This window comes from Streptomyces sp. NPDC025721 (assembly GCF_055558595.1).
The window spans coordinates 49,244-64,846 of sequence record NZ_JBVHMF010000017.1 but is presented as its reverse complement, the minus strand read 5'-3'; the positions used below and the strand labels follow the sequence as shown (position 1 = coordinate 64,846).

Genomic DNA, 15,603 nt, shown 5'->3' with positions numbered 1-15,603 from the left:
CGCCTGGCGCCGTCATCTCCGGGACGACGCGTACCGCAACCGGCACATCGACCTGCTGCGTGTCAGCAGCGCTCTGTGTCGACGCTGAATCCCGGGCCCGCCGCACGCTTCTGACGCGTTGTCACATCGGGCCCCCGCGCACTCCACCGCCCCTTCTCATGGGGCGGCTGCCGACGTCTCCCTTCGCGCTGGAGTTCCCCGATGAGCGAGCCACCACGCCCCGCCGTGCCCGCGGGCGCGACCGACACCGCCGTGCCGGAAGACACGACCGACACCGTCACCACCCCTGCTCCACCGCCGCCGCGCACCCCGCCCGCCGACGACAGACGCGTCGGCCGGTCGGCGCAGCGCGTCGTCCCGCTGCGGCACCCCTGGCGCTGGGCGCTGACCGCCGTCGCCCTGGTGCTCGTCGCGCAGATCACGCACGGCCTGGTCACCAACCCCTTCTTCCAGTGGGACCGCTTCCGCTACTGGTTCCTGCGGCCGGTGATCCTGGACGGGCTGCTGGTCACGCTCCAAGTCGCCGCCTGGAGCGCCCTGTTCGGACTGCTCGGCGGCATCCTGCTCGCCCTGTGCCGACTGTCCAGGAGCCCGGTGCTGCGCTCGGTGAGCTGGATCTACATCTGGCTGTTCCGCTCGGTGCCGCTGATCGTCATCCTCCTGTTCCTGTTCAACTTCTCCTCGCTGTACGCCACATTGAGTCTGGGCGTGCCCTTCGGTCCCGGCTTCGTGCACTTCGACGAGTCGCGGCTGGCCACCGACATGGTGGTGGCCGTGGTCGGCATCAGCCTCAACGAGGCCGCTTACGCCGCCGAAGTGGTGCGCGCCGGAGTGCTCTCGGTGGACCAGGGACAGCACGAGGCCGCCGCCGCGCTCGGCCTGCCGCGCGGCTACCAGTTCACCCGGATCGTCTTCCCGCAGGCGCTGCGGGCGATCGTGCCCTCGTACGTCAACCAGTTGATCGGGCTGATCAAGAGCACCTCGCTGGTCTTCTACGTCTCCCTGCTCGACCTCTTCGGCAAGGTGGAGAGCATGGGCAGTACGTATCCGGGCGACGTCGTCCCGCTGCTGCTGGTGGCGACCGTCTGGTATGTGATCCTGACCAGCGTCGTCTCGGTGGTCCAGTTCTACGTCGAGCGGTACTTCTCCCGCGGCGCGCTGCGGACCGTACCGCCGACGCCGTTGCAACGGCTGCGTACGGCAGTGCGCGATCTGCGGGCGCGCGCCGAGATCGGATCGATCGCATGAGCGCCGACCGCGTCCCCGCCGACACGTTGGTCACCGCGGTGACCGCGCGCCCCGCCGCCGTGACCGTCCACGACGCGCACAAGTGGTACGGCACGCACCAGGTGCTCTCCGGTGTCGATCTGACCGTGCAGCCCGGACAGGTGACGGTGATCCTCGGCCCGTCGGGCTCCGGCAAGTCGACGCTGCTGCGGGCGATCAACCACCTGGAGAAGCTGGACATCGGCTACGTCAGCCTCAACGGCGAGCCGATCGGCGTACGGCACCACCGCGGCCGGCTCAAGGAGATCAGCGAGCGGGCGATCCTCGCCCAGCGCCGCCGGATCGGCTTCGTCTTCCAGGGCTTCAACCTCTTCCCGCACCTCAGCGTGCTGGACAACGTGGCCGCAGCGCCGGTCGCGGCCCGGCAGAAGACCAGGGCCGAGGCGGAGGAACTGGCCCGCGCGCTGCTCGGCCGGGTCGGGCTCGCCGACAAGGTCGACGCCTATCCCCGGCAGCTCTCCGGCGGCCAGCAGCAGCGGGTGGCCATCGCCCGCGCGCTGGCCCTCGAACCCGGCGTCATCCTCTTCGACGAGCCGACCTCGGCGCTCGACCCCGAACTCGTCGGCGAGGTACTGGCCGTCATACGGGATCTCGCCACCAGCGGTACGACGCTGATCGTCGTCACGCACGAGATCGGCTTCGCCCGCGAGGTCGCCGACACCGTCGTCTTCCTGGACGGCGGCCGGATCGTCGAACAGGGCCCGCCCGACCAGGTGTTGGACAACCCCCGGCACCCCAGGACCCGCGAATTCCTCAGCAAGGTCCTCTGAACCCTCCTCCGAACCCCCTTACGCCGCGGGCCAAGGCGCGGACACAGGCGCCTTCCACAGCGACGGCCGCCTGCCCGCGGGCGCCCGATACGTCACCCCCCGCACATCCGCTCACCATCAGCGAGGTTCACCATGCCCGACATCCGTACCACCGCCACCAGACGCGTCGCCGCGGGCATCGCCGTCGCCGCCCTCACCTTCGGCCTCGCCGCCTGCGGCAGCGACAGCGGCTCGGACGCCGCGGCACCGGCCGCCGCGGACGCCAAGGGCACCGTCGTGGTCGGCGCGCAGTCCAACGGCGCCGCCAAGGAGATCACGCTCACCGTCCCGGAGGTCGCCGCCATCCGCGCCGAGCTGCCCAAGTCCGTGCTCGACAGCAAGCAACTCGTCATCGGCCTGGGCTTCCTGCCCGCCGGCTCGCCGCCGATCGGCTACGTCGGCGCGGACCAGAAGACCATCACCGGCTCCGAGCCCGACCTCGGCCGGCTGATCGCCGCCGTCTTCGGCCTCAAGCCCGTGCTGTCCAACGCCACCTGGGACAACCTCTTCGTCGGCATCGACAGCGGCAAGACCGATGTCGGCTTCTCCAACATCACCGACACCGAGCAGCGCAAGGAGAAGTACGACTTCGCCAGCTACCGGCAGGACAACCTCGGCTTCGAGGTGAAGAAGAGCGACACCTGGAACTTCGACGGCACCTACCGCAGCCTGGCGGGCAAGACCGTCGCGGTCGGGGCGGGCACCAACCAGGAGAAGATCCTGCTGAAGTGGCAGAGCGAGCTGAAGGCCGACGGCAAGAAGCTCACGATCAAGTACTTCCAGGACTCCAACAGCACCTATCTGGCGCTCAACTCCGGCCGGATCGACGCCTACTTCGCGCCCAACCCGAGCATCGCCTACCACGGCACGCAGACCGCGGGCTCGCCGAACGCCACCCGCAGCGCGGGCAAGTTCTCCGGCGCCGGGGCGTCCCTGCAAGGGCTGATCTGCGCCACGGCGAAGAAGGACAGCGGCCTGGCCAAGCCCCTCGCCGACGCGATCAACCACCTGATCAAGAATGGTCAGTACGCGCAGTGGCTCGCCGCGTGGAATCTGGCCAACGAAGCGGTGCCCGCCTCGCTGGTCAACCCGCCGGGGCTGCCGCTGACCAACTCCTGACCCCGTACCGGCCGCGGCACGGCCCCGCACCGACCGAAAGGAAGTCGACCGCCATGACACGCAGGAAAGTCGTCGTCGTCGGAGGCGGGGCCATGGGCTCGTCCGCGGCCTGGCACCTCGCCTCGCGCGGCGCCGAGGTCACGCTGCTCGAACAGTTCGCGCCCGGCCACGACCGGGGCAGCTCGCACGGCAGCTCCCGGATCTTCCGGCTCGCGTACGCCGATCCGTTCTACGTCGGCCTCGCCGTACGGGCGCTTCCGCTGTGGCGGCGGCTCCAGGACGAGACGGACAGCACCGTACTGACCCTGACCGGGGCCGTCGACCACGGGCCCGCGCAAGCCGTCGCGGCGCTGCGGGACGCGCTGCGCGGGGCCGGGCGGCCCAGCCAGGAGCTGACCGCGCGGGCCGCCGCCGAGCGCTGGCCGGGGCTCGTCGCGGACACCACCGCGCTGTTCCACCCCGAGGCCGGGCGGCTGCACGCCGACGACGCGGTGGCCGCCTTCCAGCAGGCCGCGCGGGCCAAGGGCGCGACCGTACGGCACGGCGTCAAGGTCGGCGCGCTGCGGCGGCGCGGCTCGGGCGCCGAGGTGGTCACCGCGCGCGACGAGGTGATCGCCGCGGACGCCGTGGTCGTGGCCGTCGGCGGCTGGGCGGCCCGCACGCTCGGCCAGGTCACCGAGGGCCCGCCGCCGCTGCGCGTCACCCAGGAGCAGCCGGTGCACTTCCCCGCCCCCGACGCGCCGGACTGGCCCGCCTTCATCCACCACGGCGGGGCCGGTATCGACGAGGCCGCGGGCGTGTACGGCCTCGGCAGCGCCGACGGGGTGAAGGCCGGATTCCACGGGATCGGCCCGGTCGTGGACCCGGACGACCGGGACCGCACGCCCGATCCCGTGGTCCTCGGCAGGCTCCAGGAGTACGCCGCCCGGTGGCTGCCCGGTGTCGATCACACCCGGCCCACCCCGGTGACCTGCTTGTACACCACGACCCCCGATCATGACTTCGTGATCGACCGTGTGGGACCTTTCACCGTCCTCGCGGGATTTTCCGGGCACGGATTCAAGTTCGCATCAGTGGTCGGCGAAATCGCCGCCGACCTCGTGGATGGCCGTCCGGGGTCAGGACGGTTCGCGATCGGCCGTCCGTACCGCCCGGCGACAGCGCAGTGACGGCGACGCGCCGTACGACAGCAGAACGGAGAGTCACGGCGACCATGTCGACCAGCCTTCAGCACCCGCAGCAGCAGCCCCAGAACCCCGGACCCGCCGGCGACCAGGTCTTTCCCGCGTCGCCGCACCCTCTGGACAACCCCGCCTGGGCCGCGCTGACCGGGGCGCACCGCCATCTCGCGCAGATCGTCGGGTCCGCCGCGCGCTACCCGGAGGACGTCTCGCCCTTCGTGGCGCTCGCCGACCCCGCCGATCCGGCCGCGTGGGCGGACCTCGCCGCCCTCATGGGTCCCGGCGCGACCTTCGCGCTGGCCGGCGTCCCGGCCACGCCCGAGGGGTGGCGCAGCGAGTGGGGAGCCGAGGGCGTGCAGCTCGTCGGGACCGACGCGCTGCTGGACGAGGCCGATCCGGAGGCGCGCCCGCTCGGCCCTGCGGACGTACCGGAGATGCTGGACCTGGTCGAGCGGACCAAGCCGGGTCCGTTCAGGCAGCGCACCATCGAGCTGGGCGCCTACTACGGCATCCGCCGCGACGGAAAGCTCGTGGCCATGGCCGGTGAGCGGCTGCGGCTCGACGGCTGGACCGAGATCAGCGCCGTGTGCACCGACGACGCGTTCCGCGGCCAGGGCCTGGCGTCCCGGCTGGTGCGGCACACGGCGGCCGGGATCCGCGGCCGGGGCGACCGCCCGTTCCTGCACGCGGCGGGCAGCAACGTCAACGCCATCCGGCTCTACGAGTCGATCGGCTTCGCGCTGCGCCGCACCACGCACTTCCGGGGCGTACGGGTGCCGGGCGGCGACGGCGACGCGGAAGGCACCGGCGGCGCGGGCGAATGAACGCCGGTGACGGACACCGGTGACGGACGCCATTGCGCGGGACGGTATCCGCGAGATAGCGTCGAATTCAGGTGATGAGTGTCAGCGACAAGCCCTGGCTGGCTGACCGGCAACCCTCCCTCGCGGCGGGGTGCTCCAGGTGACAACCAGGCGGGTCCCGACCGGACCCGCAAGCGCGACTCCGGTACGGCCCCCGGCCGTACCGCCCGGACGGGGGTGACGACAGTGCGAGCGGACTTCGACCGCGCCGACGTGCGCACCCTCGTCCCGCGCGGACCCGTCGTGCATCTGTACGGGCGCCAGCACATCGATCTCCAGCGCGTCGCCGGCGCGCTCTGTTGCGCCTGATCTGACCCCGCCGACGCGACCGCCATGGGGCGGCCGTGTCCTCCTCCGGTCGATCAGGAAGGCACTTCGCCGTGTCCGCACACCCGTCATCCCTGTCCTCCTCCGCCTCCCCCGAGCCCGCTTCATCACCTTCGTCCGTTCCGTCGGCGTCCGCCGCCCGTCCGCCGCTGCACCTCGCGGTCGCCCTGGACGGCGCGGGCTGGCACCCGGCCGCGTGGCGGGAGCCGGACGCGCGACCCGGCGAACTGTTCGACGCCGCCTACTGGGCGGACGCCGTGACCGAGGCCGAGCGCGGCCTGCTGGACTTCGTCACCATCGAGGACTCCCTCGGGCTCCAGTCGACCGGGTACGGCGACCCCGACGAGCGCACCGACCAGGTGCGCGGCCGGCTGGACGCCGTGCTCATCGCGGCCAGGGTCGCCCCGCTGACCAGCCACATCGGTCTGGTGCCGACCCTGATCGCCACGCACACCGAGCCGTTCCACCTGTCCAAGGCCATCGCCACCCTGGACTACGTGAGCGGCGGCCGGGCCGGGCTGCGCATCCAGATCTCCGCCCGACAGCACGAGGCCGCGCACTTCGGCCGCCGCGAATTCCCGCCGTTCCGCATCGAGGAGTACGACCAGCCGCACGTCCAGGACCTGGTCACCGACCTCTTCGACGAGGCCGCGGACTACGTCGAGGTGCTGCGGCGGCTGTGGGATAGCTGGGAGGACGACGCGGAGATCCGGGACGTGGCCACCGGCCGTTTCGTGGACCGCGACAAGCTCCATTACATCGACTTCCAGGGCCGCCACTTCGGCGTCAAGGGCCCCTCGATCACACCGCGCCCGCCGCAGGGCCAGCCGCCGGTGACCGCGCTCGCGCACGCGACCGTGCCGTACCGGCTGGTGGGGCGCGCCGCGGACGTCGGCTATGTGACCCCGCACGACGCGGGGCAGGCGGCGGCGATCGTCGCGGAGATCCGCGCCGAGCAGCGGGCCGCGGGCCGGGAGGCCGAACCGGTCCATGTCTTCGGCGATCTGGTGGTCTTCCTCGACACCGACCGCGCGGCGGCCGAGGCCCGCAGGGACCGGCTGGACGCGCTGCTCGACCAGCCGTACACCAGCGACGCGACCGTCTTCGCCGGGACGCCCGCCGAACTGGCCGACCTGCTGCTGGAGTGGCAGGACGCCGGGCTGACCGGTTACCGGCTGCGGCCGGCGGCGCTCGGCCACGACCTGCCCGCGATCACCCGCGGCCTGGTACCCGAGTTGCAGGCGCGCGGCGCCTTCCGGCGCGCGTACGAGGCCGGCACGCTCCGCGGCCTGCTGGGGCTCGCGCGCCCCGCGAACCGTTACGCCACCACCAGCGCCTGAGCCGGAGGATCCGACCGTCATGAGCAAGCCCCTGAAGCAGATCCATCTCGCGGCCCACTTCCCCGGCGTCAACAACACCACCGTGTGGAGCGACCCGGCCGCGGGCAGCCACATCGAGTTCAGCTCCTTCGCCCACTTCGCGCGCACCGCGGAGCGGGCCAAGTTCGATTTCCTCTTCCTCGCCGAGGGCCTGCGGCTGCGTGAACAGGGCGGCCATATCTACGACTTGGACGTCGTCGGCCGCCCGGACACCTTCACCGTGCTCGCCGCGCTGGCCGCGGTGACCGAGCGGATCGGCCTGACCGGCACGATCAACTCGACGTTCAACGAGCCGTACGAGGTGGCCCGGCAGTTCGCCAGCCTCGATCACCTGTCCGCGGGCCGCGCCGCGTGGAACGTCGTCACCTCCTGGGACGCCTTCACGGGCGAGAACTTCCGGCGCGGCGGCTTCCTTCCGCAGGACGAGCGGTACTCCAGGGCGCGGGAGTTCCTGGCCACCGCCAATGAGCTGTTCGACTCCTGGCACGGCGACGAGATCGTCGCCGACCGGGAGACCGGGACGTTCCTGCGGGACGCGCGGGCCGGGGCGTTCGTCCACAAGGGCCAGCACTTCGACATCCAGGGGCAGTTCAACGTCCCGCGCAGCCCGCAGGGCCGCCCGGTGATCTTCCAGGCGGGGGACTCGGAAGAGGGACGCGAATTCGCCGCGTCGAGCGCGGACGCGATCTTCAGCCGGTACAGCACTCTCAAGGAGGGGCGGGCGTTCTACACGGACGTCAAGGGGCGCCTGGCCCGGCACGGTCGCAGGGCGGACCAGTTGCTGATCCTGCCCGCCGCCACCTTCGTGCTCGGCGACACCGACGCCGAGGCGGAGGAGCTGTCCCGCGAGGTGCGCCGCGCGCAGGTCAGCGGTGCCACCGCGATCAAGCACCTGGAATTCGTCTGGAACCGCGACCTGTCCGGGTACGACCCGGAGGGCCCGCTGCCCGAGATCGACCCGGATCTCGGCGAGCACACCATCGCCCGCGGCCGGGCTCAAGTCCGTATGTACCGCGACCCGTTGGCGACCGCCCGCGAGTGGCGGGAGCTGGCGGCGGCCAACAAGTGGTCCATCCGCGACCTGGTCATCGAGACCGGCAACCGCCAGTCGTTCGTCGGCTCCCCCACGACGGTCGCGGAGACCATCAACTCCTTTGTGCAGGCCGACGCGAGCGACGGTTTCATCCTCGTCCCGCACATCACCCCCGGCGGTCTCGACGTCTTCGCCGACACCGTCGTGCCGCTGCTCCAGGAACGCGGTGTGTTCCGTACCGAGTACGAGGGCGGCACGCTGCGGGACCACCTCGGCCTGGCCCACCCGGACGCCGGGGGCGACATCGCGGACGTACGGGAGTCGGTGGCATGAAGTTCCTCGCCATCACGCTGATCGTGCACCGGCCCGACCCGGTCACCGGCGTCCTGAAGTCCACTCATGAGCGCTTCAGGGAAGTCCTCGACAACGCGGTGCTCGCCGAGGAGTTGGGCTTCGACGGGTTCGGGGTGGGAGAGCGGCACGAGCGGCCGTTCATCTCCTCCTCGCCGACGGTGGTGCTCAGCCATGTCGCGGCGATCACCCGGCGCATCCGGCTCTTCACCGCGGTCACCACGCTGAGCCTGCTGGACCCGGTCAGGGCGTACGAGGACTACGCGACGCTCGACCATCTCTCCGAAGGCCGCCTGGACCTGATCATCGGCAAGGGCAACGGCACGGCGCAGCGCGAGCTGTTCCACGTCACACCCGAGGACCAGTGGGACCGCAACGCCGAGAGCTACGAGGTGTTCCGGCAGATCTGGCGGCAGGACAAGGTGACCGCGCGGACCCGCTTCCGCCCCGAGCTGAAGGACGCGGAGGTCTGGCCGCGGCCGTACCAGCGGCCGATCCGGGTCTGGCACGGCAGCGCGACCAGCAAGGAGTCCGTGGACCTCGCCGCCCGCTACGGCGATCCGCTGTTCTCGGCGAATGTCACCAACCCCATCGAGCCGTATGCCGAGTTGATCCGCTACTACCGGGAGCGCTGGGAGCACTACGGGCACGATCCGGCGGACATCGCGGTGGGCGCGGGTTCCGCGGGGCTGTACGTGGCCCGCACCTCGCAGGAGGCGCTGGAGGTCTACCGGCCGATCTTCGAGAGCAATCTGGCGTTCCAGAAGGAGGTGGGCCTGCCGGTGGTCTTCGGGACGCTGGAGGACTTCGTGGAGCGCAGTTCGGCGCTGATCGGCAGCCCGCAGCAGGTGATCGAGAAAGTGCACCGCTATCACGAGGAGTTCGGGCACACCGTGCTGCATCTGCACGCGGACGCGAGCGGGCTCGGCGAGGCCGAGCACCGTACGTCGCTGGAGCGTTTCCAGTCCGAGGTCGCGCCCGTGCTCCGCGCGGAGATACCCGATCCGCCGTGGGACTGGGGGCCGGTGAACACGGCCTCTCCGCGTAAGGACACCGTCGGCGCAGGCACCATCGCAAAGGAGGGCGACGCCGCATGAGCGTTCCCGCAGCTTCCGGCTCATCGAACCCCTCACGTCCGTCGGACCCTTCGAGTTCCCCGGACCCTTCCGCCTCGGCTTCTTCGAACTCGGCGTCGGTGCCGCTGTCGATTCTCGACCTGTCGCCGATCAGTTCGGGCTCCACCGCCGCGCAGGCGCTGCGCAACACCGTGGACCTGGCACAGCGCGCGGAGGCCGCCGGATACGCGCGCTACTGGCTGGCCGAGCACCATCTGACGACCGGGGTCGCCGGGGTGTCGCCCGCGCTGGTGATCCAGCTCGTGGCGGCGGCGACCGCACGAATCCGGGTGGGCGCGGGCGCGGTGCAGCTCGGGCACCGCACACCGCTGTCTGTGGTCGAGGAGTTCGGGCTGCTCGACGCGCTGTACCCGGGCCGGATCGACCTGGGCCTCGGCCGTACCGGATTCCGTAAGCCGTCCGCGTCCGGCGGCGCGCCCGCCGCTCCCCCGGCGCCGCGCCGCACCGAGGCCCGGTACACACCGGAGGGGCTGCTGATCCCCGCGCCGTACGACTTCAGCCGGCTGATCGGCTCTCCGCTGCTGACCCGCTACACGCAGCTCGTGCAGTACCCGGGGGCCGAACTGCCCGAGTACCGCGACCAGCTCGACCAGATCCTCGGGCTGCTGCGCGGGGACTACCGGACCCCGGAGGGACTCGACGCGCACGCGGTGCCCGGCGAGGGCGCCGATCTCCAGGTGTGGGTGCTGGGCAGCAGCGGCGGGGCGAGCGCGCAGGCGGCGGGCGCGCTCGGCCTGCCCTTCGCAGCGAATTACCACGTGAGTCCGGCCGCCGTCCTCGAAGCGGTGGACGCGTACCGCAAGGCGTTCGTGCCCTCCGCCACGCTCGACGAGCCGCATGTGCTGGTCTCGGCCGATGTCGTGGTCGCCGAGGACGACGCCACCGCGCGGCACTTGGCGTCGCCGTACGCGCTGTGGGTGCACAGCATCCGCTCGGGTCAGGGCGCGATCCCCTTCCCGAGTCCGGAGGAGGCCGCGGTCCACTCGTGGACGGCGGACGAGCGGGCGCTGGTCGAGGACCGGGTGCGCACCCAGTTCACCGGCACACCCGAAAGTGTCGCGGACCGGCTGCGGGTGCTCCAACAGGCCACGGGCGCCGATGAGTTGCTGGTCACCACCATCACCCACGACCACCGGGACCGGGTCCGTTCCCACGAGTTGCTGGCGGACGCCTGGCGGCGGACCGCATGACCTCACCCGTATGACGTCACGCATGACGTCACCGCTCAGCGCGACCAGGAGGCTCCCATGACCGACCACCCCAGTGCCACCGACGGCTATCTGGAGAACAACACGGCGTACGCGGCGGCCTTCGAGGGTCCGCTGCCGCTGCCGCCCGCCCGGCACACGGCGGTTCTGGCGTGCATGGACGCCCGGCTCAATGTGTACGGGGCGCTCGGTCTCGCCGAGGGCGACTCGCATGTGATCCGCAACGCGGGCGGGGTGGCCACCGACGACGCGATCCGTTCGCTGGCGATCAGTCAGCGGCTGCTGGGCACACGGGAGATCGTGCTCATCCACCACACCGACTGCGGCATGCTCACCTTCGGCGACGACGCCTTCCGCGAGTCGATCCGCGAGGAGACGGGCATCAAACCGCCGTGGGCGGCCGAGGCGTTCACCGATCTGGAGACCGACGTCCGCCAGTCCGCGGCCCGGATCAGGAACAGCCCGTTCATCCCGCACACCGACGCGGTGCGCGGCTTCGTGTTCGACGTGGCGAGCGGCAGGCTCGCGGAGGTGGCACTGCCCGACTAGCGCCTGTCCGGCGGATCATGGGCGGTCCAGGCGGTGCCCGGTCCTCCCCCGGACTCCGTCCGGGGGGACCCGCTGAGCGCAACGCACCGGGATGCCCTAGTAGCAGAGCTACTCGGGCATCCCGGCAACGCGGCGGCCGTGCGTGCCAGCTGCCGAAGGGGCCGTTCGTGATCCGCCGCGCTGTCAGACCCTCCGCACCGTCAGGCCCGAGGAGCCGTCAGGCCCGAGGAGCCGTCAGGCCCGCCGCGTCCAGGACGGCGACGGCCGTGCTCAGCGCCAGGCCGTCCAGGACCTCCGCCTTGATCCCGGCGCGGGCGCTGGCGCCGTCGAAGACCAGGGTGAGCTGGCGGGCCAGCAGTGCGGGGTCGGCGGCCCCGCCGCGCGCGGCCTCCGCGCGGAAGAAGTCGGTGAGCACCTGCTTGTTGCGGCGGGCCACGACGCTCGCCGGGTGCTCCGGGTCCTTCAGCTCGACCTGCGTGGCGAGGAAGGGGCAGCCGCGGTAGTCGGCCGAGGCGGCGGTCTCCTCCAGCCGCTCGAAGACGTACAGGACGCGGTCGCGCGGCGCCGCGGGCGCGCCGGGCGGCGGCAGCAGCCGGGCCTCGACGGGCGGCCCCTGCCGGTCGAGCGCGGCGGCCAGCACCTCGTCCTTGCTCGCGAAGAGCTGGTACATCGAGCGCTTGGACACCCCGGCGGCCTTGCACAGCGCGTCGATGCCGGTGCCGACGCCTTCCCGGTAGAAGAGCCCGGCCGCGGCGTCGAGCAGGCGGTCGCGCGTGCCGGACTTCTCCGTAGCGCCGGACTTCTGTGTCGTGGTCATACCCCGAGGTTACCGCTCCCGCTTGGCATCGGAAACCGATCGGTATACGGTGGTGGAAACCGATCGGTTTCCATGGCCGGCCGCATCCGTGCGGACCGCACGCGACCCCCCGGGCCGCGCGCGTACCGGCCACGGACCGCTCTCCTCCCGAAAGGCACTCCCATGCAGATCAACGGCGCCGTCGCCCTCGTCACCGGAGGCAACCGCGGCCTCGGCGAGAAGTTCGTCCAGGCCCTGCTCGACGGGGGCGCGGCCAAGGTCTACGCCGCCGCCCGCAACCCGGCCTCGGTCACCGTCCCGGGCGCCGTACCGCTCGCGCTGGACATCACCGACCCCGAGTCGGTACGGGCGGCGGCCGAGGCGGCCGGTGACGTCACCCTGCTGATCAACAACGCGGGCGCGTCGAACGGGGTGGACCTGCTCACCAGCGAGATGGACGTCGTCCGGAACGAGTTCGAGACCCACGTCTTCGGCACGCTCGCCGTCAGCCGCGCCTTCGCGCCGATCCTGGCCCGCAACGGCGGCGGCGCGGTGCTCAACGTGCTGTCGGCCCTGTCCTGGTTCACCACGCCGGGCAGCGCCGTCTACTCGGCCGCCAAGTCCGCCGAGTGGTCCCTGACCAACGCCACCCGCCTGGCGCTGCACGGCCAGGGCACCCTCGTCACCGGCCTGCACGTCGGCTACATGGACACCGACATGGCCGCGCGCGTCGACGCCCCCAAGTCGGACCCCGCCAAGATCGCCCGCATCGCGCTCGACGGCGTCGAGGCCGGGCTGTACGAGGTGCTGGCCGACGACACCAGCCGTCAGGTCAAGGCCGGCCTCGCCGCCGACCCTTCGGCTCTCTACGCCGAACTCGCCGCGCGCTGAACGCTGAACGCTGAACGCTGAACGCTGAACGCTTCTGAGGATGCGTCAGTCAGCAGTGCGGGACGTGCGGCTGCCACTGGGCGGCGGAACCGGTCGTCAGATACCAGTCGTTGACGTAGCCGCTGTCGCCGTCGAAGTCGAGCGTGAACCAGTAGTGGCCGCCGTGCCCGTCGGCGTCGCCCTCGCCGGTCGTCCAGCAGGCGAGTTCCCTCTCCTCGCCGTTGTAGTAGCGCCGCCCGGTCTGACCGGAGCCGTAGCTCGGCCCGTGGTGCGAGGCCAGATACGAGCCGGGGTCGACGGCCGTCACGGTGGCACACCATTAGGAAGGCCCCCGTCCGCGCCGCTCCTGACAAACGTCAGGGCACATCCGCCGCGGCCATGACCGCGGTCAGCCCCGGTACTCCTCCAGCAGGCGCAGCCACACCTCACTGATCGTCGGGTACGCCGGGACCGCGTGCCACAGCCGCTCGATGGGCACCTCGCCCGCGACGGCGACCGTCGCGGAGTGCAGGAGTTCGCCGACGCCGGGGCCGACGAAGGTGACGCCGAGCAGGATGCCTCGGTCGAGGTCCACGACCATGCGGGCCCTGCCGCGGTAGCCGTCGGCGTAGAGGGAGGCGCCCGCGACCTGGCCGAGGTCGTAGTCCACGACCTTGGTCCGGTGTCCGGCGCGCTCCGCCTCGCTCGCCGTGAGGCCCACGGAGGCCGCCTCGGGGTCGGTGAAGACCACCTGCGGCACGGCGGCGTCGTCGGCGGTCGCGGCGTGCGGGCCCCAGGGCGCGTCGTCGACCGGCTCGCCCTTGGCGCGGGCGGCGATCACGGCCCCGACGATCCTGGCCTGGTACTTGCCCTGGTGGGTGAGGAGCGCGCGGTGGTTGACGTCGCCCGCCGCGTAGAGCCAGCCGTCCGGCACACCGGTGACCCGGCAGGTGACGTCCACGCCCAGCCAGTCCCCGGGGCGCAGGCCGACCGTCTCCAGCCCGAGGTCGCCGGTGCGCGGCGAGCGGCCGGTGGCGAAGAGGATCTCGTCGGCGACGACCCGCTGGCCGCCCTCCAGGCCGACCCGTACCTCGCCGTCCGCGCCGTCGCGCTCGACGATCGGCACGTTCGTACCGAAGTGCACCTCCACGCCCGCCTCGCGCAGGCCCTCGGTGACCAATTCGCCGACGAAGGGCTCCATGCGCTCCAGCAGGCGGTCGCCGCGCACGAGCATGGTCACCCGCGAGCCGAGCGCCTGCCAGGCGGTGGCCATCTCGACGGCCACCACACCGCCGCCGACCACGACCAGGCGGGCGGGGACCTCCTTGGCGCTGGTCGCCTCACGGCTGGTCCACGGGTTGATGTCGGCGATGCCCGGCAGCTTGGGCAGCGCGGCGGAGGTGCCGGTGCAGACGGCGACGGCGTGCCGCGCGGTCAGCCGTACGGTCTCGCCCTCCGGCGTCAGCACCGCGACCTGCTTGGGACCGTCCAGGCGGCCCTGGCCGCGTACGAGATCGACGCCGACCGACTCCAGCCAGCCCACCTGGCCGTCGTCCTTCCAGTGCGAGGTGAACTCGTCGCGGCGGGCGAGGACGTCAGCGGCGTCCAGCGGTCCCGCGACCGCGCGGGCCAGCCCCGGCAGCCGGCTCGCGTCGGCGCGGGCGACCACCGGGCGCAGCAGTGCCTTGCTCGGCATGCACGCCCAGTAGGAGCACTCGCCGCCGACCAGCTCGCTCTCCACGACGACCGTGCTGAGCCCTGCGGCCTGCGTGCGGTCGGCGAGATTCTCACCGACCGGTCCGGCTCCGATGACGATCACGTCGTAGGTACGGGCAGCGTCGTTCATACCGGCTCCTGGGCTGCTGTCTGAATCACGCGGTGGTGTGCACACGTCTGTGCACACACATCTGTACTCACATGTCGGTGTTCACACATCCGGGTCGCGCGCGGAGAGGGGTGGCCAGGCCGTCATCCTACTGACGGGACCGGGCGGACGTATGATCACTTCGGGGCGCCGAGGGGCGCCGCGGGAGGTGTACCGATGGGCGAACTGGTACTGATCCGTCACGGCGAGACCGAGTGGACGCTGACCGGCCAGCACACCAGCTACACCGATCTGCCCCTCACCCCGAACGGCGAGGAGCAGGCCAGGACGCTGGCTCCGATGCTGGCCAGCAGGCACATCTCCACCGTGATCACCAGCCCGATGCGGCGCGCGCGGGACACCGCGAAGCTGGCCGGGCTCGAGCGCACACGGGTCGACGCCCACCTGTGCGAGTGGGACTACGGCGGCTACGAGGGCGTCACCACCCGTGACATCCACCGCACCCGTCCCTCCTGGGATCTGTGGACCGACGGGGTCCCCGAGGGCCCCGAGGGCCATCCGGGGGAAACGGCGGAACAGGTCGGCGAGCGGGCCGACCGGGTGCTGGCCCTCGCCGACGCGGCGTTCACCAACAGCGACGGCGGCGATGTGGTGCTGGTCGCGCACGCCCACTTCCTTCGGGTGCTGACCGCCCGCAGGCTGGGGCTGCCCCCGGCCGACGGCGCCCTGTTCCAGCTCGCCACCGGCACCGTCAGCCGACTCGGCCTGGAACACGGCCGCCATGTGCTGACCGCGTGGAACCGGCTGCCCTGAGCGCGCGGTGACGTCTGCGACGGCGGTGGCCTCCGGACGAGCCGCGAGGCCGGTGTC

General features: G+C 71.9%; 16 protein-coding genes and 1 riboswitch. Of the genes, 13 read left to right on the top strand and 3 right to left on the bottom strand.

Annotated elements, in window-relative coordinates; genetic code table 11:
* The first annotated feature begins 201 nt into the window (after positions 1–201).
* From ACZ4EF_RS23115 to ACZ4EF_RS23065, 11 genes are all read left to right on the top strand, one after another.
* A complete protein-coding gene (locus ACZ4EF_RS23115) occupies positions 202–1,248 on the top strand; it encodes an amino acid ABC transporter permease (protein ID WP_391162900.1) in 1,047 nt (348 codons plus the stop codon).
* Complete coding sequence (locus ACZ4EF_RS23110) at positions 1,245–2,057, top strand: amino acid ABC transporter ATP-binding protein (RefSeq protein WP_391051191.1); 813 nt, start codon at positions 1,245–1,247, stop codon at positions 2,055–2,057. The genes ACZ4EF_RS23115 and ACZ4EF_RS23110 overlap by 4 nt, the downstream gene beginning before the upstream one ends.
* A 132-nt stretch (positions 2,058–2,189) precedes the next feature.
* The gene (locus ACZ4EF_RS23105; protein ID WP_355335599.1) at positions 2,190–3,215 is read left to right on the top strand and encodes a transporter substrate-binding domain-containing protein; all 1,026 of its coding nucleotides are present in this window, start codon (positions 2,190–2,192) and stop codon (positions 3,213–3,215) included.
* Positions 3,216–3,268: 53 nt separating this feature from the next.
* The gene (locus ACZ4EF_RS23100) at positions 3,269–4,384 is read left to right on the top strand and encodes an FAD-dependent oxidoreductase (RefSeq protein ID WP_467506293.1); all 1,116 of its coding nucleotides are present in this window, start codon (positions 3,269–3,271) and stop codon (positions 4,382–4,384) included.
* A gap of 44 nt (positions 4,385–4,428) precedes the next feature.
* Positions 4,429–5,220, top strand: a complete 792-nt coding sequence (locus ACZ4EF_RS23095; RefSeq protein ID WP_467506292.1) for a GNAT family N-acetyltransferase — start codon at positions 4,429–4,431, stop codon at positions 5,218–5,220.
* A gap of 70 nt (positions 5,221–5,290) precedes the next feature.
* Positions 5,291–5,402: riboswitch (SAM riboswitch) on the top strand.
* Between the two features lie 34 nt (positions 5,403–5,436).
* Positions 5,437–5,568 (top strand): putative leader peptide, encoded by a 132-nt coding sequence (locus ACZ4EF_RS23090; RefSeq protein ID WP_355335606.1) that lies wholly within the window; start codon positions 5,437–5,439, stop codon positions 5,566–5,568.
* 167 nt (positions 5,569–5,735) lie between these two features.
* Entirely contained in the window at positions 5,736–6,926 is a 1,191-nt protein-coding gene (locus tag ACZ4EF_RS23085; RefSeq protein WP_467506330.1) for an LLM class flavin-dependent oxidoreductase, read from the top strand.
* 19 nt (positions 6,927–6,945) lie between these two features.
* Positions 6,946–8,331, top strand: a complete 1,386-nt coding sequence (locus ACZ4EF_RS23080) for an NtaA/DmoA family FMN-dependent monooxygenase (RefSeq protein ID WP_401719852.1) — start codon at positions 6,946–6,948, stop codon at positions 8,329–8,331.
* On the top strand, positions 8,328–9,446 hold the full coding sequence (locus tag ACZ4EF_RS23075; RefSeq protein WP_391051183.1) for an LLM class flavin-dependent oxidoreductase: 1,119 nt from the start codon (positions 8,328–8,330) through the stop codon (positions 9,444–9,446). Before ACZ4EF_RS23080 ends, ACZ4EF_RS23075 begins: the two co-directional genes overlap by 4 nt.
* A 98-nt stretch (positions 9,447–9,544) precedes the next feature.
* On the top strand, positions 9,545–10,675 hold the full coding sequence (locus tag ACZ4EF_RS23070) for an LLM class flavin-dependent oxidoreductase (protein ID WP_391051181.1): 1,131 nt from the start codon (positions 9,545–9,547) through the stop codon (positions 10,673–10,675).
* A 57-nt stretch (positions 10,676–10,732) separates the two neighbouring features.
* Positions 10,733–11,242, top strand: coding sequence for a beta-class carbonic anhydrase (locus ACZ4EF_RS23065; RefSeq protein ID WP_467506291.1), 510 nt, complete (start codon positions 10,733–10,735; stop codon positions 11,240–11,242).
* 217 nt (positions 11,243–11,459) lie between these two features.
* On the opposite strand, the gene ACZ4EF_RS23060 is transcribed toward ACZ4EF_RS23065, so the two are convergent.
* On the bottom strand, positions 11,460–12,059 hold the full coding sequence (locus tag ACZ4EF_RS23060; RefSeq protein WP_391051178.1) for a TetR/AcrR family transcriptional regulator: 600 nt from the start codon (positions 12,057–12,059) through the stop codon (positions 11,460–11,462).
* A 162-nt stretch (positions 12,060–12,221) separates the two neighbouring features.
* On the opposite strand from ACZ4EF_RS23060, the gene ACZ4EF_RS23055 reads away from it, so the two are divergent.
* Positions 12,222–12,929 carry an SDR family oxidoreductase gene (locus ACZ4EF_RS23055; protein ID WP_391162907.1) on the top strand — a complete coding sequence of 236 codons (708 nt, stop codon included), beginning with the start codon at positions 12,222–12,224 and terminating at the stop codon, positions 12,927–12,929.
* A gap of 49 nt (positions 12,930–12,978) precedes the next feature.
* On the opposite strand, the gene ACZ4EF_RS23050 is transcribed toward ACZ4EF_RS23055, so the two are convergent.
* Positions 12,979–13,236, bottom strand: a complete 258-nt coding sequence (locus ACZ4EF_RS23050) for a hypothetical protein (protein WP_467506290.1) — start codon at positions 13,234–13,236, stop codon at positions 12,979–12,981.
* A gap of 81 nt (positions 13,237–13,317) precedes the next feature.
* Positions 13,318–14,754: a dihydrolipoyl dehydrogenase family protein gene (locus tag ACZ4EF_RS23045; RefSeq protein ID WP_467506289.1), complete on the bottom strand. Its 1,437-nt coding sequence runs from the start codon at positions 14,752–14,754 to the stop codon at positions 13,318–13,320.
* Positions 14,755–14,949: 195 nt separating this feature from the next.
* Between ACZ4EF_RS23045 and ACZ4EF_RS23040 the strand changes: the two genes are divergently transcribed.
* Positions 14,950–15,546 (top strand): histidine phosphatase family protein, encoded by a 597-nt coding sequence (locus tag ACZ4EF_RS23040; RefSeq protein WP_391051170.1) that lies wholly within the window; start codon positions 14,950–14,952, stop codon positions 15,544–15,546.
* The last annotated feature ends 57 nt before the right edge of the window (positions 15,547–15,603 follow it).

Bases quoted from the DNA above. Each gene is read 5' to 3' on its own strand.
- ACZ4EF_RS23115 (WP_391162900.1), top strand. From the start codon at position 202: ATGAGCGAGCCACCACGCCCCGCCGTGCCCGCGGGCGCGACCGACACC.
- ACZ4EF_RS23110 (WP_391051191.1), top strand. From the start codon at position 1,245: ATGAGCGCCGACCGCGTCCCCGCCGACACGTTGGTCACCGCGGTGACC.
- ACZ4EF_RS23105 (WP_355335599.1), top strand. From the start codon at position 2,190: ATGCCCGACATCCGTACCACCGCCACCAGACGCGTCGCCGCGGGCATC.
- ACZ4EF_RS23100 (WP_467506293.1), top strand. From the start codon at position 3,269: ATGACACGCAGGAAAGTCGTCGTCGTCGGAGGCGGGGCCATGGGCTCG.
- ACZ4EF_RS23095 (WP_467506292.1), top strand. From the start codon at position 4,429: ATGTCGACCAGCCTTCAGCACCCGCAGCAGCAGCCCCAGAACCCCGGA.
- ACZ4EF_RS23080 (WP_401719852.1), top strand. From the start codon at position 6,946: ATGAGCAAGCCCCTGAAGCAGATCCATCTCGCGGCCCACTTCCCCGGC.
- ACZ4EF_RS23075 (WP_391051183.1), top strand. From the start codon at position 8,328: ATGAAGTTCCTCGCCATCACGCTGATCGTGCACCGGCCCGACCCGGTC.
- ACZ4EF_RS23065 (WP_467506291.1), top strand. From the start codon at position 10,733: ATGACCGACCACCCCAGTGCCACCGACGGCTATCTGGAGAACAACACG.
- ACZ4EF_RS23060 (WP_391051178.1), bottom strand. From the start codon at position 12,059: ATGACCACGACACAGAAGTCCGGCGCTACGGAGAAGTCCGGCACGCGC.
- ACZ4EF_RS23055 (WP_391162907.1), top strand. From the start codon at position 12,222: ATGCAGATCAACGGCGCCGTCGCCCTCGTCACCGGAGGCAACCGCGGC.
- ACZ4EF_RS23045 (WP_467506289.1), bottom strand. From the start codon at position 14,754: ATGAACGACGCTGCCCGTACCTACGACGTGATCGTCATCGGAGCCGGA.
- ACZ4EF_RS23040 (WP_391051170.1), top strand. From the start codon at position 14,950: ATGGGCGAACTGGTACTGATCCGTCACGGCGAGACCGAGTGGACGCTG.